Origin of the sequence: Thioclava sp. 'Guangxiensis', from assembly GCF_045348365.1 — a bacterium.
GTDB classification, from domain to species: Bacteria; Pseudomonadota; Alphaproteobacteria; order Rhodobacterales; family Rhodobacteraceae; genus Thioclava; species Thioclava kandeliae.
Map to the genome: position 1 here is coordinate 2718215 of NZ_CP155822.1, position 17537 is coordinate 2735751.

The window sequence follows — 17537 nt, forward strand, 5'->3', positions numbered from 1 at the left end:
CCAAGAGGGGGCCGCAATGGCCCCCTCTTCCGTTGCGGCGGGTGGCGGGGCCGAAGGCCGCGTCGCGCCGCGCAACGGGCTTGGCATGCTCTGCGTGCTGGGAGCCTTCGCCTGTTTCACGCTGATGGATGCCATGGCCAAGGGGCTGTCGCGCCAATATGATCCGGTGCAGATCGTCTGGCTGCGCTATCTGTCCAACACGCTGTTGCTGGTGGCGATCTTCGCGCCCCGCCTGCACCGGCTGCTGCCCTCGCGCCAACCCGGCTTGCAGATTGCCCGCGGTTTGATGCAGCTTGCCACCGTGCTCCTATTCTTTACCGCGATCCAGTTTATCGGGCTCGCCGAGGCGACCGCACTTGCCGATCTCAACCCTGTGCTGGTCACGCTGGGGGCTGCGCTCTTTCTGGGCGAGAAGCTCGGACCGCGCCGCCTTTTAGGGATCGCGGCGGCCTTCTGCGGTGCGATGATCATCATCCGGCCCGGTCCGGGCGTCTTTCACTGGGCCTCGCTTCTGGCATTGGGGACCGCGATAAGCTTTGCAGGCGGCATGCTGATCACCCGCCTGATCCAGAAGGACGGGCTGATCACCTCTCTCCTTTGGGGCGCAATCATCGGATTGATCGGCTCGAGCCTCGCGCTGCCTTTTGTCTGGCGGCCGATTAGCGCCGATACGCTCTTGCCGATCCTCGGGCTCGGCCTCACCGGCGCCATCGGTCAGGGCTTCATCGTCAAGGCCTACAGCATTGCCGAAGCCTCCTCTCTGGCTCCTCTGGGATATACCGGGCTGATCTTTGCCACACTCTGGGGGATCGTGTTCTTCGGTCAGTATCCCGATCTCTGGACGGTGACCGGTGCGCTTGTGATCGTGAGCGCCGGACTTTATGTCTGGTGGCGTGAAAACCGCAGGGCCTGAGCGACACGCCGCCCCCTGTGGCACAAGACGGAGACCCCGATGCCCAAACGCGCAACCCCGAGCCTCACCGACAAGCTGTCGAATACCGTCTTCAGGGCGGGGATGGGGCTGTTGCAGCTGATGCCCTATGAAAAGCGCATCCCCATGGCGGGACGGCTGATGACATGGGTCTCGCCGGTGCTGGGCTTCCGGCGCCGTATCCGTGCCAATCTGGCCCTGACCTGCCCCGATATGCCGCAGACCGAGGTCGAGCATCTCTGCCGTGCCGTGCCCGACAATATCGGGCGCACGCTGGCCGAGATGTTCTCGGGACAAGAGTTCATCGCGCATGTGGGCAATGTGGCCATCGAAGGTCCGGGTGCGGCGCGGCTCATCCAACTGAAGGAAGAAGGCCGCCCTTGCGTGCTCGTTTCGGGGCATTTCGGCAATTATGACGCGGCCCGGGGCGTGCTGATCGCGCGGGGCTTCCCGATTGCGGGGCTCTACCGCCCGATGAACAACGCGCTTTTCAACCGCGACTATCTGGCCGCGATCGAGACCGTCGGCACGCCACTCTTCCCGCGTGACCGCCGCGGCATGACCAATATGCTGCGGCATCTGAAATCGGGCGGCATGGTGGCGCTGGCAACGGACCAGTATTTCCGTAGCGGAGCAATGCTCGACTTCTTCGGCCATCCCGCGCCCTCGCCGCTATCGGCGGCAGAGATGGCGCTTCGGCTTGAAGCGGATCTGGTTCCGATCTATGCGATCCGCCAGCCCGACGGGTTGAGCTTCCGTATCTTTGTCGATACCCCCGTGCCACATACGACGCCCGAAGAGATGACACAGGTCACCCTGCATTCGCTCGAGGCGCAGGTGCGCGCGCATATGGACCAATGGCTCTGGATCCACCGCCGCTGGCGCAAGAAATAAACGCAGCAAAAAAGCCCCGCCAGAAGGTCGGGGCTTCGGCAATATCGCCGCAATTGGTCGTTACTTGATGCGCGCGGAGCCGACGATCGCGCCGGGCAATGGAACGGTTCGCCCGGGCTGCGAGGTCTGGACGATCACCACCGCCGGATTATCGCCCTCGACCTGCGTATCAAAGCTCATTGGCGTCTCGCCATCCCAATCAGCCACGATATGCCACTGGGTCACGATATTGGCGTAATTGACGGTCAGTCCCGCATTCTCGCCGCGCAGGATATCGACGGAGGCATCGGGGATATAACGCACCACCTGCACCATGGCATCCTGCCCGAGCGCAGTCTTGGCGGCCAGCGAGATCCGGTAGTTGGCTCCGTCCTGCGCCACCGAGATCTCGACCGGCGAGGGTTTCGATGTTGCGGCATCGAGGGCGGATTTGATCGCCATCCGGTCAGCGCCCAAGAGGCGCTGCTGACCATTCACGATCATCTGCGGGGTGTAGATCATCCGCTCCTTTACCGCACGGGCATAGCCCTTCTGGCGCGAGGTGAAGGCTGGCTGGCCGAAGGGATCCTTCCAGCCCAGATAATCCCAGTAATCCACATGCAAAGCGAGCGCGATCACATCGTCCCGCGCGGCCAGCCCCTGCAACAGCTTGTCGGCGGGCGGGCAGGCCGCACAACCTTGCGAGGTGAACAGCTCGACCACGATCGGTGTGCGCATATCGGGCGTGTCGAGCGTGGCGATATCGCGCGACGACGCGACATCCTCGGATCCCGTGGCGCTGCCGGTCGCGGCCTGATCGTTCTGCTGGAGCCCGTCCTGAAGGGAGGGCGGCACGGAAGGTGTCTGCGCGCCTCCCATCATATCAGTCGGGGTGCCCTCCTGCGCCCAGACCGGATCGGACAGGGACACCGCTCCCGCGAACGCGCCAAGGCTGAACAGGAGCGCAAAGCGCAAGGGCAAGGCGCGGAACTGTTGTCTTTTCGCCGGATGATCCACCTGCGCAGTCGTCATGGAAGCGTCCAAATCCTTTACATTCCGCCAGAAGACTTAATCAGCCCCTGTGATGAAAGCCAATCAAGGTTTTGCGAGATGGCACGGGCACGGTTACGGCGTCATATTTGCCACGCGACAGAATTCGCCAGCAAGATGGATATACGGTTAATCGGTAACTGGCGCAGATTTGCAACGCCCACCCGAGCAGCGGCACGGATTAAGGTGGACTCTCGCTTCCCGCGCATTAGCATCAGTCGCAGGGCCGGTCAGATATTGAGGGCCCGCACGCGGCGCGCCTTGCAGGGTGTCGTATGTTCCGGCATGTCGCCGGAGCCCGATCGCCCTCGTGCGCAGTATACTGTTGCATACAAAAATTGCGCCTGCCCCCTTGTCCTCCCCCCCTTACCGCTCCAGATTAGGGGCAGCGATACCCTATTGACCTAGAGGGAGGCCAGACACATGCCCATCGAAACCGGCAATGATACCGCCAAGACCCGTCGCAAGCTGACGGTCGGCGACAAGACTTTTTCCTATTATTCCATTCAGGCAGCCGCCGATGCGGGGCTTGGCGATTTCTCCAAGCTGCCCGCATCGTTGAAGGTCGTCCTTGAAAATCTTCTCCGCTTCGAAGACGACGGCTTTTCGGTGTCGGTCGATGACATCAAGGCCTTCGGCGAGTGGGCCGAAAAAGGCGGGAAGAACCCTCGCGAGATTGCCTACCGCCCTGCCCGCGTTCTCATGCAGGATTTCACCGGCGTTCCCGCCGTCGTGGATCTGGCCGCGATGCGCGACGGCATCAAGGGCTTGGGCGGCGACGCCCAGAAGATCAACCCGCTGGTGCCCGTCGATCTGGTGATCGACCACTCGGTGATGATCGACGAATTCGGCAATCCGCGCGCCTTCCAGATGAATGTGGATCGCGAATACGAGCGTAATATGGAGCGCTACGAATTCCTCAAATGGGGCCAGACCGCGTTCAAGAATTTCCGCGTCGTGCCGCCCGGAACCGGCATCTGCCATCAGGTGAACCTCGAATATCTCGCCCAGACCGTCTGGACCGATACCGATCAGGAGGGCAACGAGGTCGCCTATCCCGATACATTGGTCGGCACCGACAGCCATACCACGATGGTCAATGGCGCCGCCGTTCTGGGCTGGGGCGTGGGTGGCATCGAGGCCGAGGCCGCGATGCTGGGCCAGCCGATCTCCATGCTGATCCCCGAGGTCGTGGGCTTCAAGCTGACCGGCGCCATGGTCGAGGGCACCACCGGCACCGACCTCGTGCTAAAGGTCGTCGAGATGCTACGCAAACATGGTGTGGTGAACAAATTCGTCGAATTCTATGGCGATGGGCTGGATAACCTGCCGCTTGCGCAACGCGCCACCATCGCCAATATGGCGCCCGAATATGGCGCCACCTGTGGCTTCTTCCCGATTGATGCCGAAACCCTGCGCTATCTGGAACAGACCGGACGCGAGAAGGACCGGATCGCGCTGGTTGAGGCCTATGCCAAAGAGAACGGCTTCTGGCGCGATGCGGATTACGCACCGATCTACTCCTCGACGCTCGAACTCGATATGGGCACCATCGTCCCGGCGATCTCGGGCCCGAAACGCCCGCAGGATTACGTCGCGCTGACCAATGCCGCGACCGCCTTCGACGCCGTGGTGCGCGAATTCCGCGGCCAGGATGAATCCCAGGCGTCCGCCGATATGCTGGCCGAGGCTCCTGCCCCAGATACCGTGGCCGATCTGAAAAAATCGGTGACAATGGAGTTCGAGGGCGAGGAGATCACCCTGCATGACGGCTCTGTCGTGATTGCCTCGATCACGTCCTGCACCAATACCTCGAACCCCTATGTGCTGATCGCGGCAGGGCTTGTGGCGCGCAAGGCGCGGGAACTGGGCCTGAACCGCAAACCGTGGGTGAAAACCTCGCTGGCGCCCGGGAGCCAGGTGGTGACCGAATATCTCAATGCCGCAGGCTTGCAGGAAGATCTCGACGCGGTGGGCTTCAACCTCGTGGGCTATGGTTGCACCACCTGTATCGGTAATTCCGGTCCGATCCATCCCGATCTGTCGAAAGCGATCAATGACAACGACCTGATCGCGACCTCGGTCCTGTCGGGCAACCGCAACTTCGAGGGGCGGATCAGCCCTGATGTGCGCGCCAATTATCTGGCCTCGCCGCCTCTGGTAGTGGCTTATGCGCTGGCGGGCGATATGAATATCGACCTCGCCGCGAGCCCCATCGCGCAGACCCCCGAGGGCAAAGATGTCTATCTGAAAGACCTCTGGCCGTCGGATAAGGAAGTGGCGGATCTGGTGGCCAAGGTCGTCACCCGCGAGGCCTTCCAGTCGAAATATGCCGATGTGTTCAAGGGCGACGAGAAATGGCAGGCAGTAGAAGTCAATGGCGGCGAGACCTATGACTGGCCGGCCTCCTCGACCTATATCCAGAACCCGCCCTATTTCCAGGGGATGAAGCCCGAGGCCGGCACCATCTCGGATATCAAGGGAGCGCGGGTGCTGGCGCTCCTGGGGGATATGATCACCACCGACCACATCTCGCCCGCAGGCTCGTTCAAACCCTCGACCCCTGCCGGTAAATATCTGACCGAGCGTCAGGTCGCGCCGAAGGACTTCAACAGCTACGGCTCGCGCCGCGGCAACCATGAAGTCATGATGCGCGGCACCTTCGCCAATATCCGCATCAAGAACGAGATGCTCGATGGCGTCGAGGGCGGCTTCACCAAAGGGCCCGATGGCGAACAGACCACCATCTTCGACGCCTCGATGGCGTATCAGAAAGCGGGCACGCCGCTGGTGATCTTCGGCGGCGAGCAATATGGTGCGGGCTCCTCGCGCGACTGGGCGGCCAAGGGCACGAACCTTCTGGGCGTCAAGGGTGTGATCGCCGAGAGCTTCGAGCGGATCCACCGCTCGAACCTGATCGGCATGGGGGTCATTCCCTTCGAGTTCACCGAAGGCGATACCCGCAAGTCGCTTGATCTGACCGGAGAGGAAGTGGTGACGATCGAAGGGCTCGAGGGCGATATCAAACCGCTGAGCCTTGTCCCCTGCACCATCGAATATGCCGATGGCAGCAAAAAGGAGATCAAGCTGAAGGCGCGGATCGATACGGCCGTCGAGATCGAATATCTCAAGAATGGCGGCGTGCTGCATTATGTGCTGCGCAATCTCGCCAAAGCCTGATCGGCTGATATGACGAGAAAGGCCCCGCCCCTCGTGGCGGGGCCTCTTGCATGGGCGGGGCCTGCCTTACGCAAGCGCCCCTTGAAACGCGCCCCTCTCTCCCCATATCCATAAAGACACATGTAACAAGGATTTACATCACATGGACGAGACCCGTCAGCTTTATGTAGAGCAGCGCGTGGCCAACGAAAAAAAATCGGCGCTGATCGCCTATCTTCTATGGTTTTTCCTGCCGATGCTGGGCGTGCACCGCTTCTATCTCGGGCGGTGGATGTCGGGGCTGATCATGCTCATCCTGTTCGGGATCGGCACGGCGCTGGCGGTGATCCTGATCGGCTATATTCCCTTGGCTTTTGTGGGGCTTTGGTGGCTGATCGATGCGCTCCTGATCCCGTCGATGATCCGCCGGGATATGGACGAGATGCGCGCCCGCTATCTGTGGGAAAGCCGCTAAGTATCAGATACCGAGGCGTAAATGGCTGGTCTCCAGCGTTTGCGCCTCGTGGGCGCTGAGGCTTTCGGGGTGCACCATCTGCGTATGGATGGAAAACACCACCGCACGGGTCAGCGGTAGCCGCACGAGCCCCTGCCGCTCGACGCGGATCAGAGGGCGCTCCGCTCGCGCCCGACCGCGCTCGGCTTCTGGGCGGCTATCGAAGAGATGCTGACCGGTGCGCGAGGCGGTCCCGCGCATCAGCGCCCGCCCCGGTTGCACCCCGTCCAGCAAGCGCTGCACACGTCGGCCCAGATCCTCCGTATAAATCTCGACGGGCTTATGGATACGCATCATCGGGCGGCCGATTTTCTCGGAGAGCTGCCAGCCCGCCGGAAAACACAGGATCGCGCCGGTCAGCAGATGCTCGCCCGAAGGCCCGTCCTGCATCAGGCAGAAATCGTTCTGAGTGAGCCTTCCGAGCGTGAGAAGCGGATGCTGCGCGTCGAGCAGGACCGCACGCCCGTCGGGGCAGATCATCCGCTCCCCCTCCTGCCGGTAGCCCTTGGCGGGCAGCAGATCCAACACCATCCCGTAGAGCTCCCGCGCAGCCTCTTCGGCCTGCGGCAAAAGCGCATGCACCGCCTCCTCGCGCTCGGCGATCAGCGCCTCGCGCAAGGCCATCTGCCCCGCATAGGCGTCATCCACCTCGATCCAGTCGGCCAGATCGAGCGGCACGATCCCCGGCAACCGGTTGGTGCGCGGATCGGCCCAAGGGGCGAAAGACAGACGGGATTGCAACACATGTTCCATGCCCCGAAGCTGCCCCCGCGCGCAGTTCCCGGCAAGCAGCTTTGCGCCATGCGCGGGCCAGTTTGCGACACTCACGCCCGTTTCAGAGACGATGGCCGGATCGGTGCGCGAAATTCCGGCGTCCGGCAAAGCATCGCGCGATGGATTCGCCCGATTATGCGCCACGCCGCGACACCGAGCGCGCAAGCGCCCCGATTTTACTCTCCCTACCGCCATTGATGCGCTAAATCGGTCAGTTTCCCTCCCCATCGCTGCCCCTCCGCCTTGCCCGAACGGGGCGCGCGGTCTAGAAGCGCCCCGACAGCACACATCAAGCGCAATCGAAAGGTCTCAAGCATGATCCCGCGTTATGCCCGTAAAGAGATGGTCGACATCTGGGAACCGGCCACCAAATTCAAGATCTGGTACGAGATCGAAGCCCATGCCTGCGATGCACAGGCCGCCCTCGGCGTGATCCCCAAGGAGAATGCAGACGCCGTCTGGAAAGCCAAGGATGTCGAGTTCGATGTCGCGCGCATCGACGAGATCGAAGCCGTCACCAAACATGACGTGATCGCCTTCCTGACCCATCTGGCCGAGCATGTCGGTTCGGAAGAGGCGCGCTTCGTGCATCAGGGCATGACCTCCTCGGACGTGCTCGATACCTGCCTCAACGTGCAACTGGTGCGCGCCGCCGACATCCTGCTGGCCGATCTCGACCGCGTTCTGGCCGCGCTCAAGACCCGCGCGATGGAGCATAAGAATACCGTCCGCGTTGGCCGCTCGCATGGTATCCACGCCGAGCCCACCACGATGGGTCTGACCTTTGCCCGCTTCTATGCCGAGATGGACCGCAACAAGGCCCGTCTGCAGGCAGCCCGCGCGGAAGTCGCGACCGGCGCGATCTCGGGTGCGGTCGGCACCTTTGCCAATATCGATCCGGCGGTCGAGGAGCATGTGTGCAAGCAGCTGGGCCTGACCCCCGAGCCGATCTCCACACAGGTCATTCCGCGTGACCGCCATGCAATGTTCTTTGCGGTGCTGGGCGTGATCGCCTCCTCGATCGAGAACGTTGCCATCGAGATCCGCCATATGCAGCGCACCGAAGTGCTGGAAGGCGCGGAATTCTTCTCGATGGGCCAGAAGGGCTCGTCGGCGATGCCGCATAAGAAAAACCCCGTTCTGACCGAGAACCTGACCGGTCTGGCGCGTCTGGTGCGCATGACCGTGGTGCCCGCGATGGAGAACGTGGCGCTCTGGCACGAGCGTGACATCTCGCATAGCTCGGTCGAGCGTGGCATCGGCCCCGACGCGACCATCACGCTGGACTTCGCACTGAACCGTCTGGCAGGCGTCGTCGAGAAGATGCTGATCTTCCCGCAGAACATGCTCGACAACATGAACAAGTTCCCGGGTCTGGTGATGAGCCAGCGCGTGCTTCTGGCGCTGACGCAGGCGGGTGTGTCGCGCGAGGACGCCTATTCCATGGTGCAGCGCAATGCGCTGAAGGTCTGGGAAGAGCGTCTGGACTTCCGCGAGCTGCTGCTTGCTGATGAAGAGGTCGTCAAGGCGCTTGGCGTGGACGGTATCAACGCGAAATTCGACATGGACTACCATACCAAACATGTCGACACGATCTTCAAGCGCGTCTTCGGCGCGTAAGGTCATCAATATCGTTCATGAAAGGCGCCCCTTCGTGGGCGCCTTTTTCTCGTTCTGGTTGTGAGTATAGTTAACTTACGCGAATTGCGTGTTTTTTTCTGATTTCCGGTAACCGGCCCTTAACGCTGAACTGCGAATGTGTGCCGATACAAGGCAGAAAGTCATGGAGTCTCGGGTGAACCAACTTGCCACTTTGGGGAATTTTTCGGCGGCCAGCTTCGATATGGGAAGCTCTCGCCCCGCATTGAGCAAAAAGCAGAAAGCCGCCATCATCGTGCGTCTTCTGTCCTCCGAGGGCGAGAAACTGCCGCTGATGCAGCTGAGCGATGACCAGCAGACGGAGCTTGCCGAGGAGATCTCGCGCCTGAGCCTCGTCGACAAGGACACCATGAATACGGTGATCGAGGAATTCTGCACCGAACTGGAGGCGATCGGTATCACATTTGCCGGTGGTCTGGATTCCGCCCTGAAGCTTTTGCAGGGCCAGCTGACGCCCTCTGCCGAGAGCCGGCTACGCAAACTCGCGGCGGGCAATTCGCGCTCCGACCCGTGGGAGCGGATCGCCGCGCTCGAAACCGATGCTCTGGTGCCGATTGCGGATGAGGAAAGCATAGAGATCTGCGCCGTGCTGCTCTCCAAGCTGACGGTGGCGAAATCGGCCGAACTGCTCTCGAAAATGCCGGGCGAGAAAGCACGCCGTGTGGCCTATGCCGTCTCGCTGACCGGCAATATCGCGCCGGAAACCGTCTGGAAGATCGGTCAGGCGATTATTGCGCAGGTGGATGCCGTGCCGGTGCGCGCCTTCACCTCCGGCCCTGTCGAGCGTGTGGGGGCAATTCTCAACTATACCCGCGCCACAACGCGTGACGATGTGCTGAACGGCCTTGATGAGGCCGATAAGGATTTCGCCGATCAGGTGCGCAAGGCGATCTTCACCTTCGCCAATATCCCTGTGCGTATCGCCAAGAAGGACCTGCCGAAGATCCTGCGCAATATACCTCAAGAGAACCTGCTGACCGCGCTTGCGGCCTCGACCTCGGGCGAGAACCAGAAAGCGGCGGAATTCATCCTCGAGAACATGTCCAAGCGGATGGCCGATGGTCTGCGCGAGGAGATGCAGACACTGGGCAAGGTCAAGGACAAGGATGCCGAGGACGCCTATGGCGTCGTGGTCAACGCGATCCGCGAGATGGAGGCCGCAGGCGAGATCTTCCTTGTTGCCGAGGACGAGGATTAAGCCTTTTATCGATGCAATCGATTCCCCCATTGCCGTCGCAAGAGGGCACTCCCGCAGCGCGCCCAGCGGTAAGCTGCCGAAGTTATCGCCACCGTTAGCGCAACCTTGGAATGTTTACGCTAGCATATTGATCTGAAATGTTTTCTCGAAACGCATGCGATGGTATCCAAGGGGCAATTCACGCATCCGATCGCTTCGCTTGGGAGAGCATCATGACAGTCACCATCGGGATTAACGGTTTCGGCCGTATCGGGCGCTGCACTCTGGCGCATATCGCGGAAGCCGCGCGCAATGATGTGCAGGTCGTCAAGATCAACGCCACCGGGCCGATTGCGACCAATGCCCATCTTCTGAAATACGACTCGGTCCATGGGCGCTTTGGTGGTCAGGTAAAGGTCGAGGGGAACACGCTCGATCTCGGTCAGGGCCCGATCGAGGTAATGTCGACCTATAATCCGCAGGAGCTTGATTGGGAGGGCGTGGACGTCGTGATGGAATGTACCGGCAAGTTCAATGCCCGCGACAAGGCCGCCGTTCACCTGACCCGCGGTGCCAAGCGCGTGCTGGTCTCGGCCCCCGCGACCGCCGTTGACCGCACCGTTGTCTACGGGGTGAACCACCGCGATCTGACGCTGGCCGACGAGGTCGTGTCGAACGGATCGTGCACCACGAACTGCCTAGCGCCGCTGGCCAAGGTCCTCAATGACGCCATCGGTATCGACTCGGGCGTGATGACCACCATCCATTCCTATACCGGTGACCAGCCGACGCTGGACCGCCGCCACAAGGATCTCTACCGCGCTCGCGCCGCCGCAATGGCGATGATCCCGACCTCGACGGGTGCTGCCAAGGCCATTGGCGAGGTGCTGCCCGAACTCGCCGGTCGCCTTGATGGCTCCTCTATCCGCGTTCCCACGCCGAATGTCTCGGCCGTCGACCTGACCTTCATCGCCAAAAAGACCGTGACCGTCGAGGACGTGAACGAGGTGGTGCGCGAGGCCGCAATGGGCCATATGGGCAAGGTTCTGGCCTATGATCCCGAGCCCAAGGTCTCGATCGACTTCAACCACACCCCCTACTCGTCGATTTTTGCTCCCGACCAGACGAAAGTCACCGGTGGCAAGCTTGTGCGCGTGCTGGCTTGGTATGATAACGAATGGGGCTTCTCCTGCCGGATGGCCGATGTGGCCGGCACGATGGGCCGTCTTCTGCTGAACTGAGGCTTCCGGCCAGCCGGGAGCGGAAACGGGGGTCTATGACCAACATCATCGCTCTTTGGCTGGCCGCCTTCGTCGTGCTGGCGATCATCGCCGATTTCATCCTGACCGGCGGCCACACGCTCTTCTTCCTTACTGTCAAATTGACTGATCTTGTCGATTATCTTCAATTCTGGCGCTGATGACCCTACATTCGCGTTGACCTTTCATGGCGAATGTTCATGTTAGCGCAAACGACGACAAAGGCGTCGCAGAAGAGAGGAGACAAAGATGACGGTCAAAGTAGCGATCAACGGTTTCGGTCGGATCGGGCGCAACGTTCTGCGCGGTATTATCGAGTCCGGTCGGACCGATATCGAGGTTATGGCGATCAACGACCTCGGGCCCGTCGAAACCAACGCGCATCTCATCCGGTTCGATTCGGTTCATGGCCGGTTCCCGGGTGAAGTCACCACTGGCGAGGACTGGATCGATGTCGGCCGTGGCCCGATCCGTGTCACCGCGCTGCGCGATCCCAAGGAACTGCCCTGGGGCGATGTCGATGTCGCGCTGGAATGCACCGGCATCTTTACCGACCGCGAGAAAGCCAAGATCCATCTGGAGAACGGCTCCAAGCGCGTTCTGGTCTCCGCCCCCTCGAACGGTGCCGACAAGACCATCGTCTTCGGTGTGAACGACAACACCCTGACCGCCGAGGATCTGGTTGTCTCCAACGCGTCCTGCACCACCAACTGCCTCTCGCCCGTGGCCAAGGTGCTCAACGATAGCGTGGGCATCGTGAAGGGCTTCATGACCACCGTGCACAGCTATACCGGTGACCAGCCGACGCTGGATACGATGCATAAGGATCTCTATCGTGGTCGTGCCGCGGCCCTGTCGATGATCCCGACCTCGACCGGTGCGGCCAAGGCCGTGGGTCTGGTTCTGCCGGAACTCAATGGCAAACTCGACGGCGTCGCAATCCGCGTGCCGACCCCGAACGTCTCGGTCGTCGATCTGACCTTCGAGGCTTCCCGTGCAACCACCGTCGAAGAGATCAACGAGGCGATCAAAGCCGCCGCTGATGGCCCGCTGAAAGGCGTTCTGGGCTATACCGCGCGTCCGAATGTCTCGATCGACTTCAACCACGACCCCCATAGCTCGACCTTCGCCTTTGATCAAACGAAGGTGATGGATGGCACGATGGTCCGTATTCTGACCTGGTATGACAATGAATGGGGCTTCTCGAATCGTATGGCGGATACCGCCGTGGCAATGGGTAAGCTCATCTGAATATTGGCAAAAATGTGTCACAAAAGGGGCCCTCGGGGCCCCTTTTTCATTCCACTCACTTTGGCTTGAAAGCTATGTGACTGGAATCGCGGAACCTTTCTTTCCATGCTGCGTTATCTTTGCAACAGCGCCGGGAAATCCCTGCCCTAATTGATAACTACTCCTCGGAAAGGAGTCACATGATGGACTGTAAAACTCGTTTTGTTTCGGCCGCTCTCATCGGGAGCCTGATCTCCGCCACCGCGATCGCCCCGGTTTTCGCAGAAGGGGCGCAAACGCCCGATCTGGAGAAAATCGAACAGAAATCGGCGACGGATGCAGACCTTGTGAAACTCTCCAAAAATGCTGCGCTATCCATGCACGCGGTGCGCGGCGCACGTCTCGCTCTGTTTGATGGCCAGAAAGAGGCTGCAGGCAAGATGATCGACGGGGCTCTGACCTATATGCAGAAAGCTGAAGCCAGCGACAGCAAGGGCATCGCGCCGATGAACACTACGCAGCCCGGCGACTATGTGCCCTTTGATCTGGCCATGAATGTCGGCGCCGATTTTGCGGTGACCAAGCAGAACGAGCATCAGATCGAAGCCGCGCAAACCATGGCGGCAAATGGTGACCAACTGGGCGCGGCCAAACTGCTGAAGGCATCGGATGTTTCGGTGGGTCTGTCCTCGGCACTCATCCCCGCCGATCTTGCAACCGAGCAGTTGAAAGATGCGCAGGACGCCTATAAGGCCGGCGATATGGACAAGGCCAACATGGCGTTGAAAGCGGTCGAGGAATCGGTGGTGTTCCAGAATGTGAACTATACAGAGATCCCTGATCAGTCGCCGCAGATCAGCCGTAACAATGCCGCCGCCGTGCTCCGGAACGAAAGCTGACCTTACAACTGCCTGACTTAGGTCAGGCAGTTTTCAGTTTGGCGGTCAGGCGTTGATGCACAAGCGGCGTGACGAAATGCGACACATCGCCATCGAGCCGCGCGATTTCCTTCACCAGTTTGGACGCGATCGCCTGACGGCGCGCATCGGCCATCATGAACACGGTCTCGATCTCGCTATTGAGAGCGCGGTTCATCCCGACCATCTGGAATTCATATTCGAAATCGGCGACAGCCCGCAGGCCACGAATGATCACATTGGCACCGACATCGGCCGCACAATCGATCAACAGGTTCTCGAACGGATAGACCTGGATCTCGCCCCCCCGCTTGGCGGTGATCCGCGCACATTCCGCCTCGATCATCTCGACGCGTTCTTCGAGAGAAAAAAGCGGGCCCTTGTCGCGGTTGATTGCGACACCGATCACAAGACGATCCACAAGCGACAGGCCGCGTTCGATAATATCGAGATGCCCCAGAGTAACCGGATCAAAAGTGCCGGGATACAGGCCGATACGCATGATTGGGGGGCTCCTACCTCTGCTTTTGCGCGTCCTCGCCCGCGCAGTCATCAAGGCACAGGCAACAAGATTGTGTCAGCAGATGCAAGGGTTAACGCGCGCAGAGCGCGAAAACTGGTGCAGATTTACGACCAGTTCCGGCGATCGACCCCCTGACGCCATCGACCGATAGGGCGGGCCACTGGCCCACCCGCAGTCTTTCAGTTACCCATGATCATTCCGGTCAGGGCTTCTTTTTCCATATGCAACTCGTCCACACGCGCCGCAGCCACATCGCGGATCGAGATCAGACCGACCATCTCGCCATCGGCAACGACGGGCATATGGCGGAAACCGCCCGCGCTCATCATTTCGAGAACCTCGGTCGTGGTGGTGGTGCGGCAGCAGCTGGTGATCTTGGTCGACATGATCGTGGAGACCGGATGCGACAGGCAGGTGCCGCCATGGCGACCGATCTCGCGCACCAGATCGCGCTCCGACACGATCCCGTCGATATGTTTGCCATCGCGTGACACAACGACCGCACCGATCTTGCGCGCCGAAAGCAGGCGGGCCACATCGGCAATCGAGTCCTCGGGCACTACGGTTACAACGCCGTCATCTTTCTTCGACTTCAGAATTTGCAGAACCTGCATGGTATCCTCCTCGGGCTGGAATGTCCTTTCCCCAAGTTCAAGGGTCGGGGTCAGACCCCCTTCATGTCAAGCCCGAGCAGTGAACAAGAGATTGCCAGATGCGTATTTCCGCGCGACTCCCGCCAGAGTTGCGACAGTCTGCCGCAGGCGGGTGCCCCTTTTTTGGGCGTAAGCTAGCTCATTGGTTTCTAAAGAATTAATAAGCCGAACCCGAAACGAAACTACTCCGGCAAAGGCAGCCCCTGTGCCGCCAATGTTTCCAGCCGCGCCACTTCCGCGCGCAGGCCCTGCCCCAGCATCTCGGCCACGCGGGTCAGCCGCTCGGAGCGGCGATCATCGGCATGGCGCAGCAACCAGAAGGTGCGCCGGATCGCCACTTCCTCGGTCAGGACCGTCACCACTCCCGGCGCGAAGGGCAGCGCGAAATCATGCACCACGCCCAGCCCTGCACCGGCCCGCAGCATTTGCATCTGAACCGAGACCGAATTCGAAGCCAGCTGCACCCGCTCCGCCCCCGTCTCGGACAGATAATCGAGCCCCTTGTCGAAGATCATGTCGGCGATATAACCGACAACCCGGTGATCCCTGATATCGGCCTTCGTGCGGATCGGCGGATGGGCGGCCAGATAATCGCGATGCGCGGCCAAATGCAGGTGGTAATCGGCCAGTTTCTGGACCGTGAGCCGCCCCGCCGTGGGCCGGGAGACGGCAATCGCCATATCGGCCTCGCGCTTGGAAAGGTTGAATACCCGCGGAAGTGCCACGATCTGCAGATCCAGCTCGGGGTTCTCCTCGGTGATCCTTTTGCAGATCTGCGGCAGCAGGTAATTGGCAATCCCGTCAGGCGCACCGATCCGCAGCTGACCCGTCAGCTTGCCCGCCTGCCCACTGATCTCCTCTTCGGCCTGCCCCATCACCTGTTCCATCGCCTCGGCATGCGGCAAAAGCCGCGTGCCCGGATCGGTAAGCGTATAGCCTTGGGGAGATTTCAGAAAAAGCTTCGTCGACATGACCTCCTCGAGCCGCGCGACACGCCGCCCGACTGTCGCAGCGTCACATTTCAGGCTGCGCCCCGCGCCCGAAAGGCTCTCGGCACGGGCCACCGCAAGGAAAACACGCAGATCGTCCCAGTCCATTTACCACCATCCCCTTCAGGCTTTGCGAATTTGCAAAACGTCCTTTGAGACTTATCCCCTTTTCTGCGCAATCCCGCAACACTAGCCTGCTCTCCAGAAACTGCCCTCGGGCAGACAGAGGAGGACACTATGAAAGATTTCGGGAGCCAAGGCGTGAAAGAACTGGGTCATTGGATCAACGGCGAATATGTCGCCGGCAAATCGGGTCGTTTTGCGGATATCTACAATCCCGCAACCGGTGAAATTCAGGCCAAGGTCGCGCTGGCAACGGTCGAAGAAGTGCAATCGGCCATCGCGAAAGCCGCCGAGGCGCAGGTGAAATGGGCGGCCACGAACCCCCAGCGCCGTGCCCGCGTGATGATGAAATTCGCGCAGCTGATCAACGACAATATGGAAGAGCTGGCAGAGCTGGTCTCCAAAGAGCACGGCAAGACCATCCCCGATGCACGCGGTGACGTGCAGCGCGGTCTGGAAGTGGTCGAAGTCTGCCAGGGCGGTCCGTCGCTGCTGAAAGGCGAATACACCGATAACGCCGGTCCGGGCATCGACCTCTACTCGATGCGTCAGGCTCTGGGCGTTGTGGCCGGCATCACGCCGTTCAACTTCCCGGCAATGATCCCGCTGTGGAAAATGGCGCCCGCACTGACCTGCGGTAACGCGATGATCCTCAAGCCCTCCGAGCGTTGCCCCTCGACCTCGTTCCGTCTGGCCGAACTGCTGAAAGAAGCAGGCCTGCCCGATGGCGTTCTGCAGATCGTCAATGGCGACAAGACCGCAGTAGACGCGATCCTCGACGACGAGACCATTCAGGCCGTAGGCTTCGTGGGCTCGACCCCGATCGCGCAATATATCTATGGCCGCGCCACCAGCAACGGCAAGCGCGCGCAGTGCTTCGGCGGTGCGAAGAACCATATGATCATCATGCCCGATGCGGACATGGACAAAGCCGCAGACGCGCTGATCGGCGCGGGCTACGGTGCGGCAGGCGAACGCTGCATGGCAATCTCGGTTGCGGTTCCGGTGGGTGAAGGCACCGCCGAGAAACTCGTCGAGCGTCTGGTTCCGAAGATCGAGAAGCTGAAAATCGGGCCGTATACCGCAGGCGAAGACGTGGATTACGGTCCGGTCATCACCAAAGCGGCGCAGGACCGTATCCTCGGTCTGATCGACAAGGGTGTGGAAGAAGGCGCGACGCTGGTCACCGATGGCCGTGGCTTCAAGCTGCAAGGCTACGAGAACGGCTTCTATGTCGGCCCGACGCTGTTTGACAACGTCACCCCGAATATGGAGATCTACAAGCAGGAGATCTTCGGACCGGTCCTGTCGATGGTTCGCGCAGAATCCTACGAGCAGGCTCTGGCTCTGGTGATCGAGAATGAATACGGCAATGGCACCGCCATCTACACCGCCGATGGCGATGTGGCGCGCGACTTCGCAAGCCGTGTGAATGTGGGCATGGTCGGCATCAACTTCCCGATCCCGGTTCCGCTGTCCTACTACACCTTCGGCGGCTGGAAGAAATCGGCCTTCGGCGACCTGAACCAATACGGTCCGGATGCCTTCCGCTTCTACACCAAGACCAAAACCGTCACCGCACGCTGGTTCTCGGGCATCAAGGACGGTGCCGCGCTGAACTTCAAGGCGATGGACTAAGCTCCCGCTCGGGCTTTGCGGCCCGGCACGAAAGCCGCCCCTCGGGGCGGCTTTTTCTATTTGCGGAA

General features: G+C 60.8%; 16 protein-coding genes. 11 read left to right on the plus strand and 5 right to left on the minus strand.

What is annotated here, in order from left to right; all coding sequences use genetic code 11:
- Positions 1 to 16 precede the first annotated feature (16 nt).
- Entirely contained in the window at positions 17 to 913 is an 897-nt protein-coding gene (locus tag ABEB22_RS13455) for a DMT family transporter (RefSeq protein ID WP_339112368.1), read from the plus strand.
- A 39-nt stretch (positions 914 to 952) separates the two neighbouring features.
- Positions 953 to 1825, plus strand: a complete 873-nt coding sequence (locus ABEB22_RS13460) for a lysophospholipid acyltransferase family protein (RefSeq protein ID WP_350934209.1) — start codon at positions 953 to 955, stop codon at positions 1823 to 1825.
- Positions 1826 to 1885: 60 nt separating this feature from the next.
- Here the strand turns inward: ABEB22_RS13460 and ABEB22_RS13465 are convergent, their stop codons facing one another.
- A complete protein-coding gene (locus tag ABEB22_RS13465; RefSeq protein WP_350934211.1) occupies positions 1886 to 2836 on the minus strand; it encodes a DUF1223 domain-containing protein in 951 nt (316 codons plus the stop codon).
- Between the two features lie 441 nt (positions 2837 to 3277).
- Here ABEB22_RS13465 and acnA point away from each other — a divergent pair, with 441 nt between their 5' ends.
- Both acnA and ABEB22_RS13475 read left to right on the plus strand, forming a co-directional pair.
- Positions 3278 to 6034: an aconitate hydratase AcnA gene (gene acnA, locus ABEB22_RS13470; RefSeq protein WP_406870555.1), complete on the plus strand. Its 2757-nt coding sequence runs from the start codon at positions 3278 to 3280 to the stop codon at positions 6032 to 6034.
- A gap of 142 nt (positions 6035 to 6176) precedes the next feature.
- A complete protein-coding gene (locus ABEB22_RS13475) occupies positions 6177 to 6488 on the plus strand; it encodes a TM2 domain-containing protein (RefSeq protein ID WP_339112364.1) in 312 nt (103 codons plus the stop codon).
- 3 nt (positions 6489 to 6491) lie between these two features.
- On the opposite strand, the gene ABEB22_RS13480 is transcribed toward ABEB22_RS13475, so the two are convergent.
- Entirely contained in the window at positions 6492 to 7355 is an 864-nt protein-coding gene (locus tag ABEB22_RS13480) for a heme-dependent oxidative N-demethylase family protein (protein ID WP_406870556.1), read from the minus strand.
- Positions 7356 to 7616: 261 nt separating this feature from the next.
- Here ABEB22_RS13480 and purB point away from each other — a divergent pair, with 261 nt between their 5' ends.
- The 6 genes from purB (at position 7617) to ABEB22_RS13510 (ending at position 13525) form a co-directional block, all read left to right on the plus strand.
- Positions 7617 to 8921 carry an adenylosuccinate lyase gene (purB, locus tag ABEB22_RS13485; RefSeq protein WP_339112362.1) on the plus strand — a complete coding sequence of 435 codons (1305 nt, stop codon included), beginning with the start codon at positions 7617 to 7619 and terminating at the stop codon, positions 8919 to 8921.
- Between the two features lie 175 nt (positions 8922 to 9096).
- Complete coding sequence (locus ABEB22_RS13490) at positions 9097 to 10158, plus strand: FliG C-terminal domain-containing protein (RefSeq protein ID WP_339112361.1); 1062 nt, start codon at positions 9097 to 9099, stop codon at positions 10156 to 10158.
- Between the two features lie 212 nt (positions 10159 to 10370).
- Positions 10371 to 11378 carry a type I glyceraldehyde-3-phosphate dehydrogenase gene (gene gap / locus ABEB22_RS13495; protein WP_339112360.1) on the plus strand — a complete coding sequence of 336 codons (1008 nt, stop codon included), beginning with the start codon at positions 10371 to 10373 and terminating at the stop codon, positions 11376 to 11378.
- 35 nt (positions 11379 to 11413) lie between these two features.
- Positions 11414 to 11557 carry a glyceraldehyde-3-phosphate dehydrogenase gene (locus ABEB22_RS13500; protein ID WP_339112359.1) on the plus strand — a complete coding sequence of 48 codons (144 nt, stop codon included), beginning with the start codon at positions 11414 to 11416 and terminating at the stop codon, positions 11555 to 11557.
- 88 nt (positions 11558 to 11645) lie between these two features.
- Positions 11646 to 12647 carry a type I glyceraldehyde-3-phosphate dehydrogenase gene (gap, locus tag ABEB22_RS13505; protein WP_406870557.1) on the plus strand — a complete coding sequence of 334 codons (1002 nt, stop codon included), beginning with the start codon at positions 11646 to 11648 and terminating at the stop codon, positions 12645 to 12647.
- A 119-nt stretch (positions 12648 to 12766) separates the two neighbouring features.
- Positions 12767 to 13525: a YfdX family protein gene (locus ABEB22_RS13510; RefSeq protein ID WP_406870558.1), complete on the plus strand. Its 759-nt coding sequence runs from the start codon at positions 12767 to 12769 to the stop codon at positions 13523 to 13525.
- Between the two features lie 22 nt (positions 13526 to 13547).
- On the opposite strand, the gene coaD is transcribed toward ABEB22_RS13510, so the two are convergent.
- From coaD to ABEB22_RS13525, 3 genes are all read right to left on the minus strand, one after another.
- The gene (gene coaD, locus ABEB22_RS13515) at positions 13548 to 14045 is read right to left on the minus strand and encodes a pantetheine-phosphate adenylyltransferase (protein ID WP_339112356.1); all 498 of its coding nucleotides are present in this window, start codon (positions 14043 to 14045) and stop codon (positions 13548 to 13550) included.
- A 200-nt stretch (positions 14046 to 14245) separates the two neighbouring features.
- The gene (locus ABEB22_RS13520; RefSeq protein WP_339112355.1) at positions 14246 to 14680 is read right to left on the minus strand and encodes a CBS domain-containing protein; all 435 of its coding nucleotides are present in this window, start codon (positions 14678 to 14680) and stop codon (positions 14246 to 14248) included.
- Positions 14681 to 14901: 221 nt separating this feature from the next.
- The gene (locus ABEB22_RS13525) at positions 14902 to 15816 is read right to left on the minus strand and encodes a LysR family transcriptional regulator (RefSeq protein ID WP_339112354.1); all 915 of its coding nucleotides are present in this window, start codon (positions 15814 to 15816) and stop codon (positions 14902 to 14904) included.
- 153 nt (positions 15817 to 15969) lie between these two features.
- Between ABEB22_RS13525 and ABEB22_RS13530 the strand changes: the two genes are divergently transcribed.
- A complete protein-coding gene (locus ABEB22_RS13530) occupies positions 15970 to 17469 on the plus strand; it encodes a CoA-acylating methylmalonate-semialdehyde dehydrogenase (RefSeq protein WP_339114500.1) in 1500 nt (499 codons plus the stop codon).
- The last annotated feature ends 68 nt before the right edge of the window (positions 17470 to 17537 follow it).

What these genes read in the sequence shown, in the direction of transcription:
- ABEB22_RS13500 (WP_339112359.1), top strand. Translation starts at nt 11,414, where the DNA reads ATGACCAACATCATCGCTCTTTGGCTGGCCGCCTTCGTCGTGCTGGCG.
- ABEB22_RS13455 (WP_339112368.1), top strand. Translation starts at nt 17, where the DNA reads ATGGCCCCCTCTTCCGTTGCGGCGGGTGGCGGGGCCGAAGGCCGCGTC.
- gap (WP_339112360.1), top strand. Translation starts at nt 10,371, where the DNA reads ATGACAGTCACCATCGGGATTAACGGTTTCGGCCGTATCGGGCGCTGC.
- coaD (WP_339112356.1), bottom strand. Translation starts at nt 14,045, where the DNA reads ATGCGTATCGGCCTGTATCCCGGCACTTTTGATCCGGTTACTCTGGGG.
- ABEB22_RS13520 (WP_339112355.1), bottom strand. Translation starts at nt 14,680, where the DNA reads ATGCAGGTTCTGCAAATTCTGAAGTCGAAGAAAGATGACGGCGTTGTA.
- ABEB22_RS13525 (WP_339112354.1), bottom strand. Translation starts at nt 15,816, where the DNA reads ATGGACTGGGACGATCTGCGTGTTTTCCTTGCGGTGGCCCGTGCCGAG.
- ABEB22_RS13475 (WP_339112364.1), top strand. Translation starts at nt 6,177, where the DNA reads ATGGACGAGACCCGTCAGCTTTATGTAGAGCAGCGCGTGGCCAACGAA.
- acnA (WP_406870555.1), top strand. Translation starts at nt 3,278, where the DNA reads ATGCCCATCGAAACCGGCAATGATACCGCCAAGACCCGTCGCAAGCTG.
- ABEB22_RS13460 (WP_350934209.1), top strand. Translation starts at nt 953, where the DNA reads ATGCCCAAACGCGCAACCCCGAGCCTCACCGACAAGCTGTCGAATACC.
- purB (WP_339112362.1), top strand. Translation starts at nt 7,617, where the DNA reads ATGATCCCGCGTTATGCCCGTAAAGAGATGGTCGACATCTGGGAACCG.
- ABEB22_RS13465 (WP_350934211.1), bottom strand. Translation starts at nt 2,836, where the DNA reads ATGACGACTGCGCAGGTGGATCATCCGGCGAAAAGACAACAGTTCCGC.
- gap (WP_406870557.1), top strand. Translation starts at nt 11,646, where the DNA reads ATGACGGTCAAAGTAGCGATCAACGGTTTCGGTCGGATCGGGCGCAAC.